Here is an 18985-nt window from a genome sequence, read left to right as displayed (position 1 = left end):
GCTATGCAAGTTAACCGTTTTGAGCATCCACTTAATGAAAAGGTTCGCATTTACCTTCGTCTGGAATATTTAATTCGTCAGATGACGCATGCCAGCCAACTCAATGATCAGTGGCAGCACCAAATTTTCTTCCGAGCGTTATTCGATTTACTCGAAATCCTCGATCAGATCCAGCTCAAAGCAGAGCTCGCCAAAGATCTTGATAAACAGCGAAGTAAATTGAAAAACTGGTTAAATATTGAAGGCGTCGATCAAAGTGCATTACTTCAGCTGCTTGATAAGCTCGAGGCCGCTCAGCACCAATTACTCACGGCCAACCGTTTGGGACAAGCATTACGGGAAGATCGCTTTTTAGGCGGTATTAAACAACGGTTTTCAATCCCTGGCGGCAGCTGTTGTTTCGATTTACCCACGCTTCACCATTGGTTACACCTGCCTTTAGCCCACAAGCAAAGCAATATGAAAGGTTGGCTTCTGCATATTGATGAACTGACTGTCGCGTTAAATTTGTGGCTAAGGCTGGTACGGGAATCAAGTCATTACCAACCTCAAATCGCAAGAGGCGGTTTTTTTCAGCATGATGCCGAAGATGCCTGCTTACTGCGATTAGATATTTGCCCAAGCCATGGCGTTTATCCTATGATATCGGGTCACCGCAGTCGCTTTGCTGTTCGCTTCTTACCATTTGAGGAAGGGGCAGCTATCGCTGAAACAATTGAATTTAAATTAGCTATTTGCTGAGGTTCCCTGTGACGCAATCATCTACCCCTTCAACGAAAGTCACTATTGTGAAGTGCCCAACCTGCCAAACCGAGGTTGAGTGGGGAGAACAAAGCCCTTTCCGTCCATTCTGCTGCAAGCGCTGCCAGCTTATTGATCTTGGTGAGTGGGCGGAAGAAGAAAAGGCCATTCCAGGTGCGCCGGATATGTCCGACTCAGATGGCTGGTCTGAAGATATGGGCTACTAGCCATTTCCTGACGCCAAGATCCATCGATTCGTTTACAAGGATCTTGGCTTTAGATTATCGTCAATGCCGACGATTAACCTGCCCTTCTCTATCATCGCGACATCAATTTCTGCAACACGACATTATTTGCTTCAGGGAAAGCATACTCAGAGAGTGCCGATAAGGCGACCCACTCACCCGGCTGACCTTCTTTACCAAATGCTTCGCCTTCGAAGGCTTTAACCAAGTAAAAATCGAACTTCAGTGCTTTTTCAGGGTAGTCATGTTCTAGCGCCATAAAGTGCTCTAACGCCGTAGCATGAATGCCAACTTCTTCCTGAAGCTCGCGGATCACCGCCTGCTCGGCTGTCTCACCAGCTTCCACTTTACCGCCCGCAAACTCCCAAAAACCACCTTTATGGGCTTTTGCCGCACGTTGGGTAATAAAGACTTGATCTTGTTCAGCATTGAGGATGATCCCTGCTGATATCCATATTTGTTTCTTTTCCAATGTATAACGCCTATTTTTCTACTATCAATCAGAATAAGTAAATGATCATTCATTGTGCAGGATAAATCAGCACCAGCAAGAAATAAAAAAATACTTACTTCAATTATAAATACACAGATTTAAAAAAGGCCGCTAAGCGGCCTTTTTAGAGTAACAACAATGCTGTTGATCAATTAGTTGATCTTACCGTGACACTGTTTGTACTTCTTACCAGAACCACATGGGCAAGGTTCATTTCGACCCACTTTGCGATCTTCTCGCTGGTAAGGTGCAGACTCATCGTCTTGCTCTGTGCTTTCATCTGCAATTTGATTATCAGCATTTTGGTGTTGGAATTGCTGACGGCGTGCAAGCTCTTCTGCTTGACGACGACGCTCTTCTTCCACACGTTCAACTTCTTCTTGCTGCTGAACTCGTACTTTACTCAAGATAGCAATTACATCAGATTTTAAGCTTTCCAGCATTTCTTCAAACAGTTCAAACGATTCGCGCTTGTATTCCTGTTTCGGGTTCTTCTGTGCATAGCCACGTAAGTGAATGCCTTGGCGCAAATGGTCCATTGCAGCAAGGTGTTCTTTCCAAAGCGTATCAAGGTTTTGCAGCATTACCGTCTTCTCGAAGTTACGCAGTACTTCCGCACCAACGACTTCTTCTTTCTGACGATAAACGCTTACTGCTGTTTCTACGATACGCTCACGCAATGCTTCTTCGTAAAGCTTATCTTCAGTGTCTAGCCACTCTTGGATTGGTAATTCCAAGTCGTAATCCGCTTTTAGACGCTCTTCAAGACCTTGGATATCCCACATTTCTTCCAAAGACTGCTGAGGAATATAGCCATCAATCACCGACTGAATCACATCTTCGCGATTCTGCTCAATCATATCGCTGATATTATCAGCATTCATCAGCTCATCACGTAGCTCATAAACCACCTTACGCTGGTCATTGGCTACATCATCAAACTCAAGTAACTGTTTACGAATATCGAAGTTACGGCCTTCAACTTTACGTTGTGCATTCTCGATAGCTTTCGTTACCCATGGGTGTTCAATGGCTTCACCTTCTTCCATACCCAGCTTCTTCATCATGTTTGATACACGATCCGAGGCAAAGATACGCATCAGGCCATCTTCCATCGACAGGTAAAAACGTGAAGAACCTGCATCACCCTGACGACCAGAACGACCACGTAGCTGGTTATCAATACGACGAGATTCATGACGCTCGGTACCAATGATATGCAGGCCACCAGAGGCTAGTACGGCTTCATGAGCCACTTGCCATTTAGCTTTAATCTGAGCAATTTGATCATCAGTCGGGTTTTCAATCTTCGCAATTTCACTCTGCCACGCACCACCAAGTACGATATCCGTACCACGGCCGGCCATGTTAGTAGCGATTGTTACCGCACCTGAAGAACCCGCTTGAGCAACAATGTCTGCTTCACGCTCGTGGAACTTAGCATTTAGTACTTCGTGCTTAATGCCTTGTTTTTTCAGTGCATTAGACAAAAGCTCTGATTTTTCAATCGAAACGGTACCCACCAAGACTGGCTGACCTTTCTCGACACGCTCTTTAATGTCTTCGCTAATCGCAGCAAACTTCTCAAGCTCTGTCATGTAAACCAAATCACCCATGTCATCACGGATCATCGGTTTATTGGTTGGTAGAACAACCGTTTCCAAACCATAAATTGATTGGAATTCAAAAGCTTCTGTATCAGCGGTACCAGTCATACCTGACAGTTTGCTATACAGGCGGAAGTAGTTCTGGAAGGTAATAGAAGCTAAGGTTTGGTTTTCGTTCTGGATCTTCACGCCTTCTTTGGCTTCAACCGCTTGGTGAAGACCTTCAGACCAACGACGCCCAGGCATAGTACGGCCTGTGTGTTCATCAACAATAACCACTTCATCGTCTTTAACGATGTAGTCAACGTCACGCTCAAACAGTACATGGGCACGTAGGGCTGCGTTAACATGGTGCAGTAGACTGATGTTGGCAGGTGAATACAGGGTATCACCCTCTTCCATCATACTGTTTTGCTTAAGCAGGTCTTCAACAAACTCTTGACCATTTTCTGTCAGGTGAGTTTGCTTCGATTTTTCATCAACCGTGTAGTGGCCTTCGCCACGGTACTCTTCACTGTCTTCCTGATCCTGTCTCACCAGTTGCGGGATCAAGGTATTGATCTTGGTGTATAGCTCTGAGCTATCTTCAGCAGGACCCGAGATAATTAGCGGGGTACGCGCTTCATCAATTAGGATGGAATCGACTTCATCGACAACGGCAAAGAAACGCTCACGCTGTACGCGATCTTCAGCACGGAAAGCCATGTTGTCACGCAAGTAGTCAAAGCCAAACTCATTATTTGTGCCGTACAAGATATCAGCTTGGTACGCTTCTTTTTTCGCCTGAGGTGCCATGTTTGGTACGTTGACGCCAACCGACATCCCTAGGAATTCAAACAAGGCACGGTTAGTTTCAGCATCACGCGCAGCCAAGTAGTCATTCACCGTTACAATGTGAACGCCTTTACCGGTCAAGGCATTCAAATAAGCCGGTAAGGTTGCTGTTAGGGTTTTACCTTCACCTGTACGCATTTCTGCGATCTGGCAGTTGTTCAATACCATACCGCCGATCAGCTGTACGTCAAAGTGACGCATACCGAACACACGCTTAGAGGCTTCACGAACCGTTGCAAAGGCTTCAGGTAAAAGTAGGTCAAGGTTCTCACCTTGTTCTATGCGCTCACGGAATTCAACCGTTTTGGCTTTTAACTCTTCGTCTTGGAGGCTGTCGAATTGAGGCTCGAGCTTGTTGATTTGGTCAACAATTTTGCGCATACGACGCAGTGTGCGGTCGTTACGGCTACCGATAACTTTGGTCAGTAGTTTTGATAACATGGCTATGCCGTTTTCTCTTTGTTATTTCAGCTACAGTAATGGCTGAATCGCTTAATCTGAATTTTTCAACCGGGATTGTACCAAACCAAGCTATACACTTAGTTAAGACTTCTACATCCCTGTCCCGTCTAAATCCGTCACGTAAGTGACAACGGAAGCCGATCCGAAAAACTGTGGTTAAAAATGATATTGTGGTTTTACCCGACAATTTCAAGGGGGGTATGAAAACAATCCTAGAGTTTGCAATACATCGCTATCCATTTTTGAACATTCTAGCCTTGCTAACAGGAGGCACTCCCCGCCAGACTTGATATAATAAGCCATATTGACAGTGTCGCCTATGGCAAATCCCGTAGGTAGACTTACCATATGTGAAAAATTAGAACTTAACCCCTACTTTTTGCTCAGGAACGATTAGCTATGCGCGATCATCGCCCTCAAACAACAGCAGACTTGCTCGATGACAGCCAGCTTGGCAATATCCAGCAACGTGCCATTGCTTTAAGTAAGCTCAACAAAGCCGTTAAGCAACACCTCGATTGTGCTGAGTTCTGCCGCGTTAGCAATTACCGCCAAGGGATACTGATCATTGAAACGGCATCAGCCGCTTGGTCAATGCGACTGAACTACGAGCGCAATACCTTGATCAATAAACTACGCGAAAAGTTACTGCCTAATTTGGCGCGCATCGACATAAAAGTGAATCCCGAGTTGGCCGCAGTCATTGTCGTTAAAGAAGATAAAACGCCCGATATTGTCCGTAAGCCTATCTCACCATTAGCCGCTCAATACTTATTGCATACCGCACAAGATGCACCAGATAAAATCAAAAAACGACTTGAACGTATCGCGGCACTATCGGCAAAGAAAAAATAAGTCAAAAAAGCACTAGCCCTGAAATACAAAAACGCCGAACAAAGTTCGGCGTTTTTTAATTCTGTTGGCAACACTACCTATTCGATTTAGGCAAGTACCATTCCTGGCTGAGCAAATGTCACCGGCACTTCATGTTCTTCGTTAAAGGTCGACCATTCGTAAGCTTCTTGATCAGCTAGTACTGCTCGCAGTAGCTTGTTGTTCAAGGCATGACCTGATTTAAACGCGACCATTTCACCAATGATATTGTGGCCACACATGTACAAGTCACCGATAGCATCAAGCACTTTATGTGTCACTAGTTCATTGTCGAAGCGTAAACCGTCATCATTCAAAATACGGTAATCATCTAATACAATGGCATTATCAAAACTGCCGCCCAGTGCTAAGTTCTGAGACTGAAGGTATTCGATATCTCGCATAAAGCCGAATGTACGGGCACGACTAATATCTTTAACGAAAGACTGGCTAGAGAAATCTAACACTAAACGCTGCTGCTCTGATTCAATCGCCGGATGATTAAAGTCGATTGCGAAATCAAGGCGGAAACCGTTATGAGGACGGAGTTCTGCCCATTTGTCGCCATCTTCAACGCGAACAGTTTTCTTGATACGTAAGAATCGCTTAGGTGCATTCAACGTATCAATACCAGCAGACTGAAGCAGGTAAATAAACGGGCTGGCGCTACCATCCATAATTGGAATTTCAGGTGCATCCACTTCGATAATAACATTATCGATACCCATACCTGCTAATGCAGCATTTAGGTGCTCAACAGTTGAGATACGTACACCATCCTCGTTAACCAAGGCAGTGCATAACATGGTGTCGCGTACAGAATCGGCGTTTGCTGGAAAATCAACAGGCGGATTCATATCTGTACGACGGTAAATAACACCCGTGTTGGCAGCAGCCGGACGAAGAATAAGCGTGACTTTACGCCCTGAGTGAAGTCCCACTCCGGTCGTTTGCACAATGCTTTTCAAAGTACGTTGTCTGATCATCTGCTTATCTCAACTATTATTTTGCCAATATGTCGCCTTTTACCCTGCAATAACACGGTAAAAGGTCGGACATGATATCACTTTTTAACCAGTTTCCCAACTTATTTACGCAGGCTAGTCAGCTTGCTTGCGTAAAAATGCAGGGATATCAAGGTAGTCGTGATCTGCTTGAGGCTTCGCTTTTGCTGCCGTGGACGCTGATGCAGGCTGAGAAGCTGACTCTGTCACTGGCGCAGATTGCGTCAGTGGAGCAGGCTTTGCCTCTTCCATTGCTGGAGTGGACGTTGCTGACTTCTCTTGAGCAACAGCTTGAACCGGCTTCGACGTTGTTACCAACGTAATATCAGGCTTAGACTCTTTGCCAATACCTGTCGCAACAACCGTTACACGCAGTTCATCAGACATTTCAGGATCAAGCGATGTACCAATAACTACAGTCGCGTTGTCTGAAGCAAACGCCTTCACTGTGTTACCCACAGTTTCAAACTCGTCTAGGCGCATGTCCATGCCGGCTGTAATGTTAACAAGCACACCACGAGCACCAGCTAGATCGATATCTTCAAGCAGTGGACTAGAAATTGCCATTTCCGCCGCTTCTTCTGCACGATCATCACCAGTAGCCATACCGCTACCCATCATCGCATGACCCATTTCAGACATTACTGTTCGAACATCTGCAAAGTCGACGTTGATCATACCAGGGCGAGTAATTAGCTCTGCAATACCTTGAACAGCATTACGCAGTACGTCATTTGCTTTCGCAAATGCGTCTAGCAAAGTAATGCCACGGCCAAGTACTTTCAGTAGCTTCTCGTTAGGTATAGTGATTAGAGAATCAACATGCTTCGACAGCTCTTCAATACCTTGCTCGGCAAACGCCATGCGTTTTTTGCCTTCAAAGCTGAATGGCTTCGTCACAACCGCAACGGTTAGAATACCTAACTCTTTTGCTACTTCAGCAATGATTGGTGCCGCACCAGTACCGGTACCGCCCCCCATGCCTGCAGCAATGAAAATCATATCAGAACCTTGAAGCTCTGCTTTGATTGCTTCACGATCTTCCAGTGCAGAATCACGCCCCACTTGTGGGTTCGCGCCAGCCCCCAGACCTTTAGTGATATCACCACCGATCTGGATTACTGTACTTACACTACTTTTACGAAGTGCCTGAGCATCAGTGTTTACACTGATGAACTCAACGCCTTCAATCGACTCACGTACCATGTGATCGACAGCATTACCGCCGCCGCCGCCAACGCCAATGACCTTAATTACCGCTTCATCAGACATTTCCATCATCGGTTCAAACATTTGTTCTCTCCGTTCATCCTGTTCGCATCAGGTTTTAAAATTCTTTTCTTAGCCAACCACTAATCTTAGTGAAAATTCCTGTCACCGATCGTTTCGGTTCCAAATCACTATCATCAAATGTTTGACTGTCCTTTCCGTAATGCAGCAATCCTACTGCAGTTGCATAACGCGGAGACTGAACATGCTCAGTCAGGCCAGATACTTCCAAGGGAAGCCCTACCCTTACTTGGTTACGGAAGACACGCTCTGCGCATTCAACCAAACCTTCCATCTGAGCAGCACCACCTGTCAGGACAATGCCTGCAGCCAACTGGTGCTTGACGCCCGCATTACGCAATTGTTCTTGTTTTTCTATCAGCTTCTGATTAACCAGCCCAAGCAATTCGCTATAACGAGGCTCTATCACTTCCGCCAATGTTTGGCTTTGTAAGCTTCGCGAAGGTCGACCACCAACACTCGGTACATCAACCTTTGCGTCCTTACTCACCAGCTCGCTCAGTGCACAGCCATATTTCACTTTAATCTCTTCAGCATCACTTGGAGGTGTACCGAAAGCATAAGCAATATCACTGGTTACTACGTTGCCGGCATAAGGGATAACTTCAGCATGGCGCAATGCACCACCGGTCCATATCGCGAGATCCATGGTGCCACCACCGATATCAACAACACAAACTCCAAGTTCTCTCTCATCAGCCGTTAGTACTGCATGACTGGCCGCTAACCCTGAAAAAATCAGGTGATCAACTTTCAAATCACACCGCTCTACCGCTTTAACGATATTACGTGCCATGTCGTTATGGCAAGTAATCAAATGAACACTCGCTTCCATCCGTACACCTGATAAACCAACAGGGTTTTTTATTCCCTCCTGATAATCAATAGCAAATTCCTGAGGAATTACATGTAAAGTTTTATGTTCATCGCTAATTTTTACTGACTTCGCTGTATGAATAACATTGTCAACGTCGTCTTGCGTTACCTCTTTGTCAGAGATTGGCACCATGCCTTTCTCGTTCTGGCAACGTATATGCTTACCGGATAATGACAAAAATACCGAGGAGATCTGGCAGTCGGCCATCAATTCAGCTTTATAAACCGCACTCTGAACTGACTTAACAACGGACTCAAGGTCATTAACCCCGCCTTTGTCCATACCACCTGATATGCTGCTGCCTTCACCAATGACGTTCACACCGCCATCAGGCAACACTTCCCCGACCAAAGCACAGACTTTGGAAGTGCCAATATCTAGGCCTACTATCAGTTTTTTATCTGTCGCCTTCGTCATTAGCGCACGCTCTTATTGTTCGACTCGGCCAAACAGCCCGTCAATAAAGCCGAGACTATTTAGTTTCGTTTTGCTCTGGATCGTCTGTCCAGCCAACAGCAGCCCCTGTATCGTAACGTAAGTCTACGTACTCAATGGCTTTTCCTTGCTGCTCCAATTCTGGGTATAAGCTAATAAAGCGGTTAAGCCGCTCCATTCTTGCTTCACGTCCCAGTTCAAGCCTGATGCCGTTTGTTAACCAAACTCGCCAGGCTCGACGTTCGTTTAATGCCAGCGTAGCAATTTCAAAGCCCGCAAGCTGTAATCTTGGTTGCATTTCGTGCATCGCGCTCAATACTTGCTGACTTGAGCCTTCTGGTCCTGCCAAGCCGATAAATGACTTACCCGCTTGTTCTAAAGGCGCATAAAATACATCGCCACTGGTGTTAACCAAATACTGCTCATTCCAGAACGCTACTGGCTCGTGTTCAACCAAAAAAACTTTCAGCGTTTCTGGCCACTGCTTACGAACTGCAGCTCGGGCAACCCATGGCATCGACTCTAGCGCATGCTGAATGTCATCGACATCCTGGGTCATGAAGCTGCCCAATTGCTCTAGCTGTAAGATCCCATCTCGCACATCGTTTGGCGTGAGGTAGCTTAATTCACCCTGTATCACAAGTTGTGACAAGGGGAGTCGATTTGCATCTGTCATCCAGTTTATTGCTGCACTAAAAATCCAAGCAACAAAAACGATAACAAAGACAAAAAAAGCCAATCCCCCCCAGCGTCCAATCGCAACTGCAGGTGATCGTGGTATTTTATTTAAGACACTATCAGCCATAAATAGTTTTTACCTTTACCAAAATAGCCGATATTTCCCGAAAAAGTGGGTTCTATCCTACCTTTTCGTATCGAGAAGCGAGCAACTTATTGAGCAAAGTTGGACGATTATACCGACCAACCAGCAGCACTCCAACACCTGTTACTCGATTCCTTGCACATCCTGAGAGCAAGACCTAAGAATTTGGCCAAAAACAACCAAGCTTACAATATCGCTAAGTGTTCGTATAACTTAGTTTTTCTGATTTTTTTAGAGTTATCAACCAAGCACAATTAAACCATTATTGACTCTGACGCATTTCAGCAATATTTAACTTCATGTCAGCCAATTGACGCGCAATTTTGCCTACATCTCCGGCACCTTGTGTCAATAACAGGTCGTCATTCTGCAAAATATTGGCAAGGGCTGATGGTAATGCGTCATTATTTGATACAAAAATCGGGTCTATTTTGCCACGCCCACGAATCGTACGACATAGTGCACGGCCATCCGCACCTGCGATGGGTGCTTCACCTGCCGAATAAACATCGAGCATCACTAAAACATCAACCTGCTCTAACACGTTAGCAAAATCATCATATAAGTCACGCGTTCGGCTAAAGCGGTGTGGCTGGAAAATCATCACCAAACGCTTTTCATCCCAACCGGCACGAGCTGCCTGAATAGTCACGTCAACTTCACTTGGATGATGGCCGTAGTCATCAACTAACATGACTTTACCATTTCCGGTCTCAAATTCACCCAGTTGATCAAAGCGACGTCCCGTCCCTTCAAATTCGACCAAGGCGCGTATAATCGCGTCGTCAGCAACGCCTTCTTCAGTTGCAGCAGCAACGGCAGCCGTGGCGTTAAGTGCATTGTGCTTACCAGGAATATTCAATTTCACTTTCAGCGCAGGCTTACCTTTACGCAGGATTGAGAAATGTCCCTGTTGGCCGTACTGACAATAATCAACCAACCGAACATCGGCATCTTCAGAAAAACCATACGTGATCACCTGACGGCCAATCTTCGGTAGTAGCTCACGTACAACCGGATCATCGATGCACATAATCGCCAGCCCGTAGAATGGCAAATTATGTAAAAAATCAATGAAGGTCTGCTTCAGTACTTCAAAGTCACCGCCATAAGTATCCATATGATCAGCTTCAATGTTAGTTACGACACAAACCATTGGCTGTAAATGCAAGAATGAGGCATCACTTTCGTCGGCTTCTGCAATTAAATAACGGCTTGAACCTAAGCGCGCATTCGTGCCTGCACTTTTCACTAAACCGCCATTCACAAACGTTGGATCAAGACCCGCTTCTGAATAAATCTGGGTCATTAGTGCTGTGGTCGTCGTTTTGCCATGCGTGCCTGCGATTGCGATACCATGGCGGTAGCGCATCAGTTCCGCCAGCATTTCAGCACGGCGAACCACAGGAATACGTAGCTCGCGAGCTGCGACAAGCTCAGGGTTGTCTTGTGAGATTGCCGTCGATACCACAACCACACTGGCCTGCTCAACATTCTCGCTATGGTGACCAAAGAATACCTCGGCCCCTTTGCTTTCAAGACGGTTCGTTACCGCGTTCGGCGCAATGTCAGAACCGCTGATCCGATAGCCTTCATTGACCAAAACCTCAGCAATGCCACTCATTCCGGCACCACCGATACCAACAAAGTGAATACGCTCAACACGGCGCATCTCTGGCACCATAGTTCTAATTTTTGCTAATTGCTGGTTATCCAGTTTACTCATCACTTTGTCTCATCTTATTGTTTAGCCAACGATTTAATCACTTCAGCAACTCTGCTATCAGCATCTAGGATCGCCGCTTCCCGTGCAGCAAGTGCCATTTCGGTAAGCTTGTCACGGTTTAATTGGTCTATTTCTTGAGCCAAACCTTGTGGTGTCAGCTCTGGTTGTTCAATCATTTTTGCCGCGCCACATTGTACTAAGTGATCGGCATTCAAAGCTTGCTGGCGATCTTTATGCATAAATGGGACAAAAATAGCCCCAATGCCAGCCGCTGATAGTTCAGAGACCGTCAATGCCCCTGAACGGCAAACGACAATATCCGCCCAAGCATAAGCTGCGGCAATATCGTCAATAAACTCAGTTACGTTATGCTGTGTTTCTGTATTTTCCCGGTAAGCCTGCTCAGTGTCTTGCTGTGCGCCTTTACCAGCCTGATGCCAAATCGTCACTTTATCACACAAGATAGCGGCCACTTTAGGCATCGTCTGATTTAAAATGCGGGCACCTTGACTACCACCCATAACCAATACACGGATTGGCCCTTCACGCTGTGCAAAGCGCGCCGCCGGCTCTAGTAGCTCAACGACATCCTGACGCACTGGATTACCCACTACTTCACGGTCTTTGAAAGCGCCAGGAAACGCCTGCAATACACGAGCAGCTATTTTAGATAACCACTGGTTTGTTAGGCCCGCAACTGCATTTTGCTCATGTAAAATAACAGGTACGCCAGAGAGCCAAGCTGCAACGCCACCCGGTCCACTTACGTAGCCCCCCATGCCCAATACGGCATCAGGTTGCCAAGCTTTGATATATTTTCGAGCTTGGAAAATAGCGTTAACAATCTTGAAAGGGGCAGCAAGCAAACGCGCGACACCCTGACCTCGTAGGCCTTTTACTTTAATAAAATCAATCTCGATACCATGCTTTGGTACCAGTTCAGCTTCCATTCTATCTGCGGTGCCCAACCAGCGGATTTCCCAGCCTTCTTGTTGTAATTTTTTTGCGACTGCCAAGCCAGGAAAGACATGTCCCCCTGTGCCACCAGCCATCACCAGTAGGCGCTTACTCTTGTTCATTGTCATCATCTTCTGTGTCATTAATCAGACCATACTTAACCGCAATACGCTGCTCGTAATCAATCCGAATTAATATCGCAACCGCCGTTGCCATAATAAATAAACTCGAACCACCGTAACTTATCAGTGGCAATGTCAGTCCTTTTGTTGGCACAATACCCGCAGCCGCGCCGACATTCACCAGAGTCTGGAAGGCAAACCAAAACGCAAAACCAAAGGCCAGAAAACCGCCAAAAAGTTGTTGTGTCTGCAAGCATTTACGCCCAATAAACATGGCCTTAAACACCAACGCAAATAGCAATAGTAGTACAACCGTTACCCCTATTAGCCCAACTTCTTCGGCTAATACGGCAAACACAAAGTCAGTATGGGCTTCAGGAAGATACTCAAGTTTCTGAATCGAATTTCCTAACCCTTGGCCAAACCATTCACCGCGTCCAAACGCCATTAGCGACTGCGTAAGCTGATAACCACTACCAAACGGGTCTTCCCATGGATCCATAAAGGACGTTACTCGGCGTAATCGGTATGGTTCAAAGACAATCAGTAAGATGATCCCACCAATTGCAGTAACCAACATGACCATGAACTGCCATAGTTTGGCGCCAGCAATAAATAGCATGCCAACCGTAGTAACAAACATCACTACAAATGACCCCAAATCAGGCTGAGCTAACAGCAACAAAGCTAATAAACCAAGCACTAGCAATGGTTTAAAGAAACCAAGGAAACTTTCTCGTACCTGTTCATACTGACGAACAAGGTAACCGGATAAGAAGATAAATAGAGACAGTTTTGCAACTTCCGCAGGCTGTAAATTAAAGATCCCAAGCGGGATCCAACGAGCAGCACCATTCACCGAACGGCCAGCTACCAATACAACAACTAATAAAGCGAAAGAGATCAATAACATTGGCACGCTGAATTGGCGCCATTTTTCGAGTGGGATCATCACCACAAAGCTTGCGATCACAATTGAGCAAACCAGAAAAAAGCCATGACGGAATGCAAAGTAGAATGGCATATCCGTTAAACGCGTCGCAACGGGCACCGACGCGGAGGTAACCATAACGAGCCCTGTCACCATCAACGCCAAGGCAATCCAAACCAGTTGTCGATCATACATGCTCGGTGCTGCAGGGCGAGTCAACCAAGCAGATAACGAGGCAATCCCTTCACGCAGAGCACCCAGCATTAGCTCCCCTTACCGACTTGGTGCTGTAACGTTTGAGCTAAAGCGACAAAGGCGTCACCTCTAGCCATAAAGTTTGGGTATTGGTCAAAGCTCGCACAGGCTGGAGACAGTAAAACCATATCACCCTCGTTTGCGATACTGGCCACCATTTCCATCGCTTCAGCCATGGTTTCAACGGCTACTGACTGCTCAGTCAAACCTAAGAATAAATGACCATCACGCCCATAGCAGTACAACTGAACATCCAGAGGGAGCAGTACCGATCTCAATGGCGAGAAATCCGCCCCTTTACCGTCACCACCAACCAGTAAATGCAATTTACCTGGCATATTCAAACCATCGAGTGCCGCCAGCGTACTGGCTACATTCGTGGCTTTTGAGTCATTGACCCACTTCACACCGTGCTGATCCGCTACCAACTGGCAACGGTGAGCAAGCCCGTTATAACGGCGCAATGCACGACATGCTGATTCACGGTTGATCCCTACAGCATCTGCCAGTGCAAACGCAGCAAGGCTGTTGGCGACATTGTGTCGACCCACTAACGCAATGTCAGCACTTGGCATCAAAGGCTCGCCCGCATAAGCTAACCATTCCACATTATCTACGATGGTCAATCCATACTGCTCGCAGTCAAAGCCAAAACTGGTCATCTCACCAGTAAAGTCAGGACGGGTTGCTAGATCATCACGGTTGTACACTGCTAATGCGGCGTGATGGAAGATCCGCATTTTTGCTTGGCTATACTGCTCTAGACCTTCTGGATAGCGATCCATATGATCTTCTGACAAATTCAGGTAAACCGCAGCATTAAGGTGTAACGTCGAGGTGGTTTCAAGCTGAAAACTTGATAGTTCAAGTACATATAAGTCATGCTCTTGAGCCAGCAGATCAAGTGCTGCAAAACCAATATTGCCACCGACGCCAACATTGATTCCGGCTTCTTTTGCCATCTCACCAACCAAGCTGGTGACGGTACTTTTACCATTCGAACCAGTGATAGCGACAACAGGTTTATCGACAGCACGGGCAAACAGCTCAATATCACCAACAATTTCAATACCGGCATTGGCGGCTTCTAGCAATGCGGGAGTGGCGAGTGCAATGCCTGGGCTAGCTACGATAAGATCAGCCGATAGCAGCCATGCCATCTGCCACTCACCGCTGCACAACTCAACGCTTGCGGGTAATTGTTCTTGGCCAGGAGGCGTATCACGGGTGTCAATCACCTTGATATCCAGTGATTGCGGCAACCGCAATAAGTGGTTAATAACCGATAGGCCTGTCATTCCAAGTCCAATAACAACAACCTTTTTCACGCCATCCAAGCCTTTCATTTATCGAACCTTTAGTGTTGCCAGTGCAATCAATACTAGCATTAAAGTGATGATCCAGAAGCGAACGATCACACGTGGTTCTGGCCAACCTTTTAATTCATAGTGGTGGTGAATAGGCGCCATACGGAAAATACGTTGGCCTCGCAGCTTGTACGACCCTACCTGCAAGATCACCGACACAGTTTCCATCACGAAAACACCACCCATAATAACCAGTAGCAATTCTTGACGAACTAATACTGCAATCGTACCCAAGGCGCCACCTAATGCTAGGGAGCCCACATCGCCCATAAAGACCTGTGCTGGGTAAGTGTTAAACCATAGGAAACCAAGACCCGCCCCTACAATCGCAGTACAAACAATGACCAGCTCACTGGCATCTTTCAAATAAGGAATATGCAGGTAGTTAGCAAAATTAACGTTGCCTGTTGCCCAAGCGATGAAGGCCATACCGCCAGCAACCATAACTGTCGGCATGATCGCGAGGCCATCAAGACCATCAGTCAGGTTTACTGCATTACTGGTGCCAACAATCACAAAATAAGTAAAAATAATATAAAACAAGCCAAGTTGTGGCATGACATCTTTAAAGAATGGAACAACTAACTGGGTTGCGACCGTATCTTGGCCGTGCACATACAGAGCAAAAGCAACACCAAGTGCAATGACCGACTGCCAAAAGTACTTCCAACGCGCAATCAGTCCATCGGTATTTTTACGAACCACTTTACGGTAGTCATCAACGAAACCCACCGCGCCATAGCCAAGCATAACGACTAATACGGCCCATACATACGGGTTACTCAGATCGGCCCACAGCAATACCGTAATGGTTATTGCAGCAAGTATCATAATACCACCCATAGTTGGGGTACCACGCTTGCTAAAGTGTGATTCTGGGCCATCATGACGTACCACCTGACCGATCTGCAGCATTTGCAAGCGGGCAATGAGGCGTGGCCCCATCCATAACGACAGTACCAGTGCAGTTAAGATGCTGATAATGGCGCGGAACGTCAGGTATTCAAACAGACGGAAAAAAGGGAATGTGGATTCTAGTAAATCGGCAAGCCAGTAAATCATTAGTTGTTTTCCTGCAGTGCGGCAATGACATCTTCCATGCGGGAGCTACGCGCCCCTTTTGCTAGCACTGTCACTTGGGTATTATTTTCATTGTATTGCGGTTGGTCTAACTGCTGTTTTAGCAGCTCAATCAATGCGGTTTTATCGTCAAAATGCTGACCATTATTCAGCTCACTCACCACTTGGCTTGCTTTACCGAAGGTCAATACTTTATCTAGTGTTTTGTTCTGTGCATATTCTGCAACCTCGCGGTGCAAAGCTGCACTATCTTCGCCCAATTCAGCCATGTCACCGAGCACGAACCAGCGCTGGCCAGCAAAACTTGCCAATAGATCAATGGCAGCTTTTACGGAGGCAACACTCGCATTATAAGTGTCATCAATTAAGCGCAAGTTAGCCCTCGGCTCAGTGATATCAACTCGCCCTTTGACGTTTTCGACACAACCCAAACCAGCGATAACCTGCTCTGAGGTTGCACCAATCGCCATCGCTAACGCTGCGGCAGCAAGCGCATTTGCAACATTATGCGCGCCAGCCATCGTCAGGCGAACCGGAAAAGCACCACTTGGGGTGCGCATTGTAAAACAAGCCAGCCCTTGAGCGTTAATAATTATGTCGTCTGCGGAATAATCCGCTTCATTTTGTGTTGCCGAGAAGGTAACCAACTGGTGTTCAGCCAATAGCGGCTGCCAGGTCTCCAGCGAGTGCGAATCAAGGTTAACAATCGCCACGCTTGGCTGTTCCAATGAGGTCAGCCCTTCAAAGATCTCGCCTTTCGCTTTCGCAACCCCCGCTAAAGAGCCAAACCCTTCAAGGTGAGCCGCGGCCAAATTATTAATGAGAGCAACCTGAGGCTTGACAAGGCTCGTGGTGTAAGCGATTTCTTGCTGATGGTTTGCCCCTAACTCGATAACAGCAAACTCGTGCTCAGGCTGAAGTCGAAGCAGCGTTAAAGGCACTCCGATTTCATTATTGAAATTACCTGCTGTCGCCAAAACGTTACCTTTCTGGCTCAATATAGCCGCAACCATTTCTTTCACAGTGGTTTTACCACAGCTACCGGTTAACGCTACGGTTTTCAAACCATGTCGACTTTCCATTTCAGCCTTTAACCAAGCACCTAATAACCCCAATGCTTTAAGCGTATCTGCAACAACAAGCTGCGGCAAAGCAATAGGTAAGTGTTTACTTACCAATAATGCCTTGGCACCGTTATCCATTGCGTTTTGACAGAAATTATGGGCATCAAAGCGCTCACCGATCAGTGCAACAAACAGGGTGTTGGCACCAATAGTACGGGTATCCGTCGATATATCAGCAATGCGCGTATCGTCGCCTGTGAATTCCGCGCCAAGGATAGCCGCTAATTGTGATAGCTGAACGTGTATCATCCATTCGTCTCCAATAGTGTCCGCACGGTTTCACGATCAGAATAATGGATCGTGCGACCGGCCAACACTTGATAATCTTCGTGCCCTTTACCCGCAACCAGCACAATATCATCTGGGGCGGCATGCGTGGCTGCCCACAAACACGCTTGATAGCGATCATGATGGACAACGGCTTGATCTGGTTGATTTAGACCCGCGAGCATATCGGTCATAATTGCGGTAGGATCTTCTGTTCGAGGGTTATCATCGGTCAGGATAATATGATCCGCTAATTGCTCGGCAATACGTGCCATCATTGGCCGTTTGCCTGTATCGCGATCACCACCGCAGCCAAAAATACACCATAGCTTACCAGTGCAATGCACCTGTAAGGCTTGTAGCGCCTTCTCGAGAGCATCTGGTGTATGAGCATAATCAACAACCATCATAGGTTTGTCAGGCTGCTGAAAAACTTCCATCCTGCCCGTCACGGCTTGCAGGTGCGGGGCCGTCGCCAATAACGCCTGCAATGAATGCCCTGTCGCAAGCAATGTTGCCAACGCCAGCATCAAGTTCACCACATTAAATGCCCCAACCAGTGGTGCAGTAAACTGTCCTTTCCCCCAGCTGGAGTCAAAACCAATGGTGACACCCTGAGTACTGTACTCAACGTGCTCTAGCCACAGTTTTTGACCTTGATGCTGTACGAGGTTGTCATGTACTGTCGCAACAGCAACCGCGCTGGGGAGACAGTTAAGCCACTCTCGTCCAACAGGATCATCAGCATTTATAACGGCAACACCCGATTGATGATCCGTAAACAGCGTTTTCTTGGCATCTGCGTAACTGGCCATATCACCATGGTAGTCCAAGTGATCTCGGCTTAGATTGGTAAAAATACTGGCAACAAACTGTAATGACTTTACTCGGCCTTGCACCAAGCCATGAGAAGAGACTTCCATTGCGGCATAATTTGCGCCAGCATCCACCATTGAGGCTAATACCTGTGGAATCTCGAGTGCACTACCCGTGGTATTGACTGCTGGTTGAACGTCATCAAGCAAGCCGTTTCCAGTCGTCCCCATTACGCCAGCCCGGTAGCCTATAAGCTGTGCCCATTGTGCCAAAATCTGGCTGATCGTGGTCTTGCCATTGGTGCCCGTGACCGCAACCAAGTTCAATGCTTGGTCGGGAGAACCATAGAATCGCTTTGCTATTTCAGAAAGGTTAGCCCCCAAATCAACGAGCGATATCACCGGAACACCATCTTGCAACCTAATTGAAGCCTGAGCCTCTTCCGCTTCAGCCAAGATGGCGGTCGCACCGGCTGCAATCGCAGCAGGAATAAACCGGCGGCCATCAACCGCATGTCCATTTACAGCGACAAACAGCTCGCCGCTTGTTATGTTACGGCTATCTAACGACATGCCTTGGATCGTTTGCTCTGCCACTGACGCAGGCAATTCAATATCATCTAGCCACGGTGAGAGAAGCTCACCCAGCTTATTCAT

The 18985-nt window shown here is 46.8% G+C and carries 16 protein-coding genes; 3 read left to right on the top strand and 13 right to left on the bottom strand.

Annotated elements, in window-relative coordinates; all coding sequences use genetic code 11:
* Positions 1–3 precede the first annotated feature (3 nt).
* Together zapD and yacG are read left to right on the top strand one after the other, a co-directional pair.
* Positions 4–741, top strand: a complete 738-nt coding sequence (gene zapD, locus L4D78_RS05395) for a cell division protein ZapD (protein ID WP_428456735.1) — start codon at positions 4–6, stop codon at positions 739–741.
* An 8-nt stretch (positions 742–749) separates the two neighbouring features.
* Complete coding sequence (gene yacG / locus L4D78_RS05390) at positions 750–968, top strand: DNA gyrase inhibitor YacG (RefSeq protein ID WP_428465978.1); 219 nt, start codon at positions 750–752, stop codon at positions 966–968.
* A 91-nt stretch (positions 969–1059) separates the two neighbouring features.
* On the opposite strand, the gene mutT is transcribed toward yacG, so the two are convergent.
* Both mutT and secA read right to left on the bottom strand, forming a co-directional pair.
* Complete coding sequence (gene mutT, locus L4D78_RS05385) at positions 1060–1458, bottom strand: 8-oxo-dGTP diphosphatase MutT (protein ID WP_428465977.1); 399 nt, start codon at positions 1456–1458, stop codon at positions 1060–1062.
* A gap of 173 nt (positions 1459–1631) precedes the next feature.
* The gene (secA, locus tag L4D78_RS05380; protein WP_428465976.1) at positions 1632–4361 is read right to left on the bottom strand and encodes a preprotein translocase subunit SecA; all 2730 of its coding nucleotides are present in this window, start codon (positions 4359–4361) and stop codon (positions 1632–1634) included.
* 420 nt (positions 4362–4781) lie between these two features.
* Between secA and L4D78_RS05375 the strand changes: the two genes are divergently transcribed.
* Complete coding sequence (locus L4D78_RS05375; RefSeq protein WP_428465975.1) at positions 4782–5237, top strand: DUF721 domain-containing protein; 456 nt, start codon at positions 4782–4784, stop codon at positions 5235–5237.
* A gap of 86 nt (positions 5238–5323) precedes the next feature.
* On the opposite strand, the gene lpxC is transcribed toward L4D78_RS05375, so the two are convergent.
* From lpxC to murE, 11 genes are all read right to left on the bottom strand, one after another.
* Positions 5324–6241 carry a UDP-3-O-acyl-N-acetylglucosamine deacetylase gene (gene lpxC, locus L4D78_RS05370; protein WP_428456740.1) on the bottom strand — a complete coding sequence of 306 codons (918 nt, stop codon included), beginning with the start codon at positions 6239–6241 and terminating at the stop codon, positions 5324–5326.
* A gap of 114 nt (positions 6242–6355) precedes the next feature.
* Positions 6356–7552, bottom strand: a complete 1197-nt coding sequence (gene ftsZ / locus L4D78_RS05365; RefSeq protein ID WP_428465974.1) for a cell division protein FtsZ — start codon at positions 7550–7552, stop codon at positions 6356–6358.
* Between the two features lie 34 nt (positions 7553–7586).
* Positions 7587–8843, bottom strand: coding sequence for a cell division protein FtsA (gene ftsA / locus L4D78_RS05360; RefSeq protein ID WP_428465973.1), 1257 nt, complete (start codon positions 8841–8843; stop codon positions 7587–7589).
* A 55-nt stretch (positions 8844–8898) separates the two neighbouring features.
* On the bottom strand, positions 8899–9666 hold the full coding sequence (locus L4D78_RS05355) for a cell division protein FtsQ/DivIB (protein ID WP_428465972.1): 768 nt from the start codon (positions 9664–9666) through the stop codon (positions 8899–8901).
* 280 nt (positions 9667–9946) lie between these two features.
* Positions 9947–11410: a UDP-N-acetylmuramate--L-alanine ligase gene (murC, locus tag L4D78_RS05350; RefSeq protein ID WP_428465971.1), complete on the bottom strand. Its 1464-nt coding sequence runs from the start codon at positions 11408–11410 to the stop codon at positions 9947–9949.
* Positions 11411–11424: 14 nt separating this feature from the next.
* Positions 11425–12489 carry an undecaprenyldiphospho-muramoylpentapeptide beta-N-acetylglucosaminyltransferase gene (murG, locus tag L4D78_RS05345; RefSeq protein WP_428465970.1) on the bottom strand — a complete coding sequence of 355 codons (1065 nt, stop codon included), beginning with the start codon at positions 12487–12489 and terminating at the stop codon, positions 11425–11427.
* Complete coding sequence (gene ftsW / locus L4D78_RS05340; protein ID WP_428465969.1) at positions 12476–13684, bottom strand: cell division protein FtsW; 1209 nt, start codon at positions 13682–13684, stop codon at positions 12476–12478. Before ftsW ends, murG begins: the two co-directional genes overlap by 14 nt.
* Positions 13684–15021: a UDP-N-acetylmuramoyl-L-alanine--D-glutamate ligase gene (gene murD / locus L4D78_RS05335; protein WP_428465968.1), complete on the bottom strand. Its 1338-nt coding sequence runs from the start codon at positions 15019–15021 to the stop codon at positions 13684–13686. Before murD ends, ftsW begins: the two co-directional genes overlap by 1 nt.
* Positions 15022–16104 carry a phospho-N-acetylmuramoyl-pentapeptide-transferase gene (gene mraY / locus L4D78_RS05330; RefSeq protein ID WP_428456748.1) on the bottom strand — a complete coding sequence of 361 codons (1083 nt, stop codon included), beginning with the start codon at positions 16102–16104 and terminating at the stop codon, positions 15022–15024.
* Positions 16104–17495 (bottom strand): UDP-N-acetylmuramoyl-tripeptide--D-alanyl-D-alanine ligase, encoded by a 1392-nt coding sequence (gene murF / locus L4D78_RS05325; protein WP_428465967.1) that lies wholly within the window; start codon positions 17493–17495, stop codon positions 16104–16106. Before murF ends, mraY begins: the two co-directional genes overlap by 1 nt.
* Positions 17492–18985 carry a UDP-N-acetylmuramoyl-L-alanyl-D-glutamate--2,6-diaminopimelate ligase gene (murE, locus tag L4D78_RS05320; protein WP_428465966.1) on the bottom strand — a complete coding sequence of 498 codons (1494 nt, stop codon included), beginning with the start codon at positions 18983–18985 and terminating at the stop codon, positions 17492–17494. The genes murF and murE overlap by 4 nt, the downstream gene beginning before the upstream one ends.

This window comes from Photobacterium minamisatsumaniensis, from assembly GCF_050336695.1.
GTDB classification, from domain to species: domain Bacteria; phylum Pseudomonadota; class Gammaproteobacteria; order Enterobacterales; family Vibrionaceae; genus Photobacterium; species Photobacterium minamisatsumaniensis.
The sequence above is the reverse complement of the archived record's forward strand: the minus strand, read 5'-3'. Positions and strand labels throughout refer to the sequence as shown.

What these genes read in the sequence shown, in the direction of transcription:
- secA (WP_428465976.1), bottom strand. Translation starts at nt 4,361, where the DNA reads ATGTTATCAAAACTACTGACCAAAGTTATCGGTAGCCGTAACGACCGC.
- mraY (WP_428456748.1), bottom strand. Translation starts at nt 16,104, where the DNA reads ATGATTTACTGGCTTGCCGATTTACTAGAATCCACATTCCCTTTTTTC.
- ftsA (WP_428465973.1), bottom strand. Translation starts at nt 8,843, where the DNA reads ATGACGAAGGCGACAGATAAAAAACTGATAGTAGGCCTAGATATTGGC.
- murD (WP_428465968.1), bottom strand. Translation starts at nt 15,021, where the DNA reads ATGAAAGGCTTGGATGGCGTGAAAAAGGTTGTTGTTATTGGACTTGGA.
- murG (WP_428465970.1), bottom strand. Translation starts at nt 12,489, where the DNA reads ATGAACAAGAGTAAGCGCCTACTGGTGATGGCTGGTGGCACAGGGGGA.
- ftsW (WP_428465969.1), bottom strand. Translation starts at nt 13,684, where the DNA reads ATGCTGGGTGCTCTGCGTGAAGGGATTGCCTCGTTATCTGCTTGGTTG.
- L4D78_RS05355 (WP_428465972.1), bottom strand. Translation starts at nt 9,666, where the DNA reads ATGGCTGATAGTGTCTTAAATAAAATACCACGATCACCTGCAGTTGCG.
- murC (WP_428465971.1), bottom strand. Translation starts at nt 11,410, where the DNA reads ATGAGTAAACTGGATAACCAGCAATTAGCAAAAATTAGAACTATGGTG.
- zapD (WP_428456735.1), top strand. Translation starts at nt 4, where the DNA reads ATGCAAGTTAACCGTTTTGAGCATCCACTTAATGAAAAGGTTCGCATT.
- murF (WP_428465967.1), bottom strand. Translation starts at nt 17,495, where the DNA reads ATGATACACGTTCAGCTATCACAATTAGCGGCTATCCTTGGCGCGGAA.
- lpxC (WP_428456740.1), bottom strand. Translation starts at nt 6,241, where the DNA reads ATGATCAGACAACGTACTTTGAAAAGCATTGTGCAAACGACCGGAGTG.
- L4D78_RS05375 (WP_428465975.1), top strand. Translation starts at nt 4,782, where the DNA reads ATGCGCGATCATCGCCCTCAAACAACAGCAGACTTGCTCGATGACAGC.
- murE (WP_428465966.1), bottom strand. Translation starts at nt 18,985, where the DNA reads ATGAATAAGCTGGGTGAGCTTCTCTCACCGTGGCTAGATGATATTGAA.
- ftsZ (WP_428465974.1), bottom strand. Translation starts at nt 7,552, where the DNA reads ATGTTTGAACCGATGATGGAAATGTCTGATGAAGCGGTAATTAAGGTC.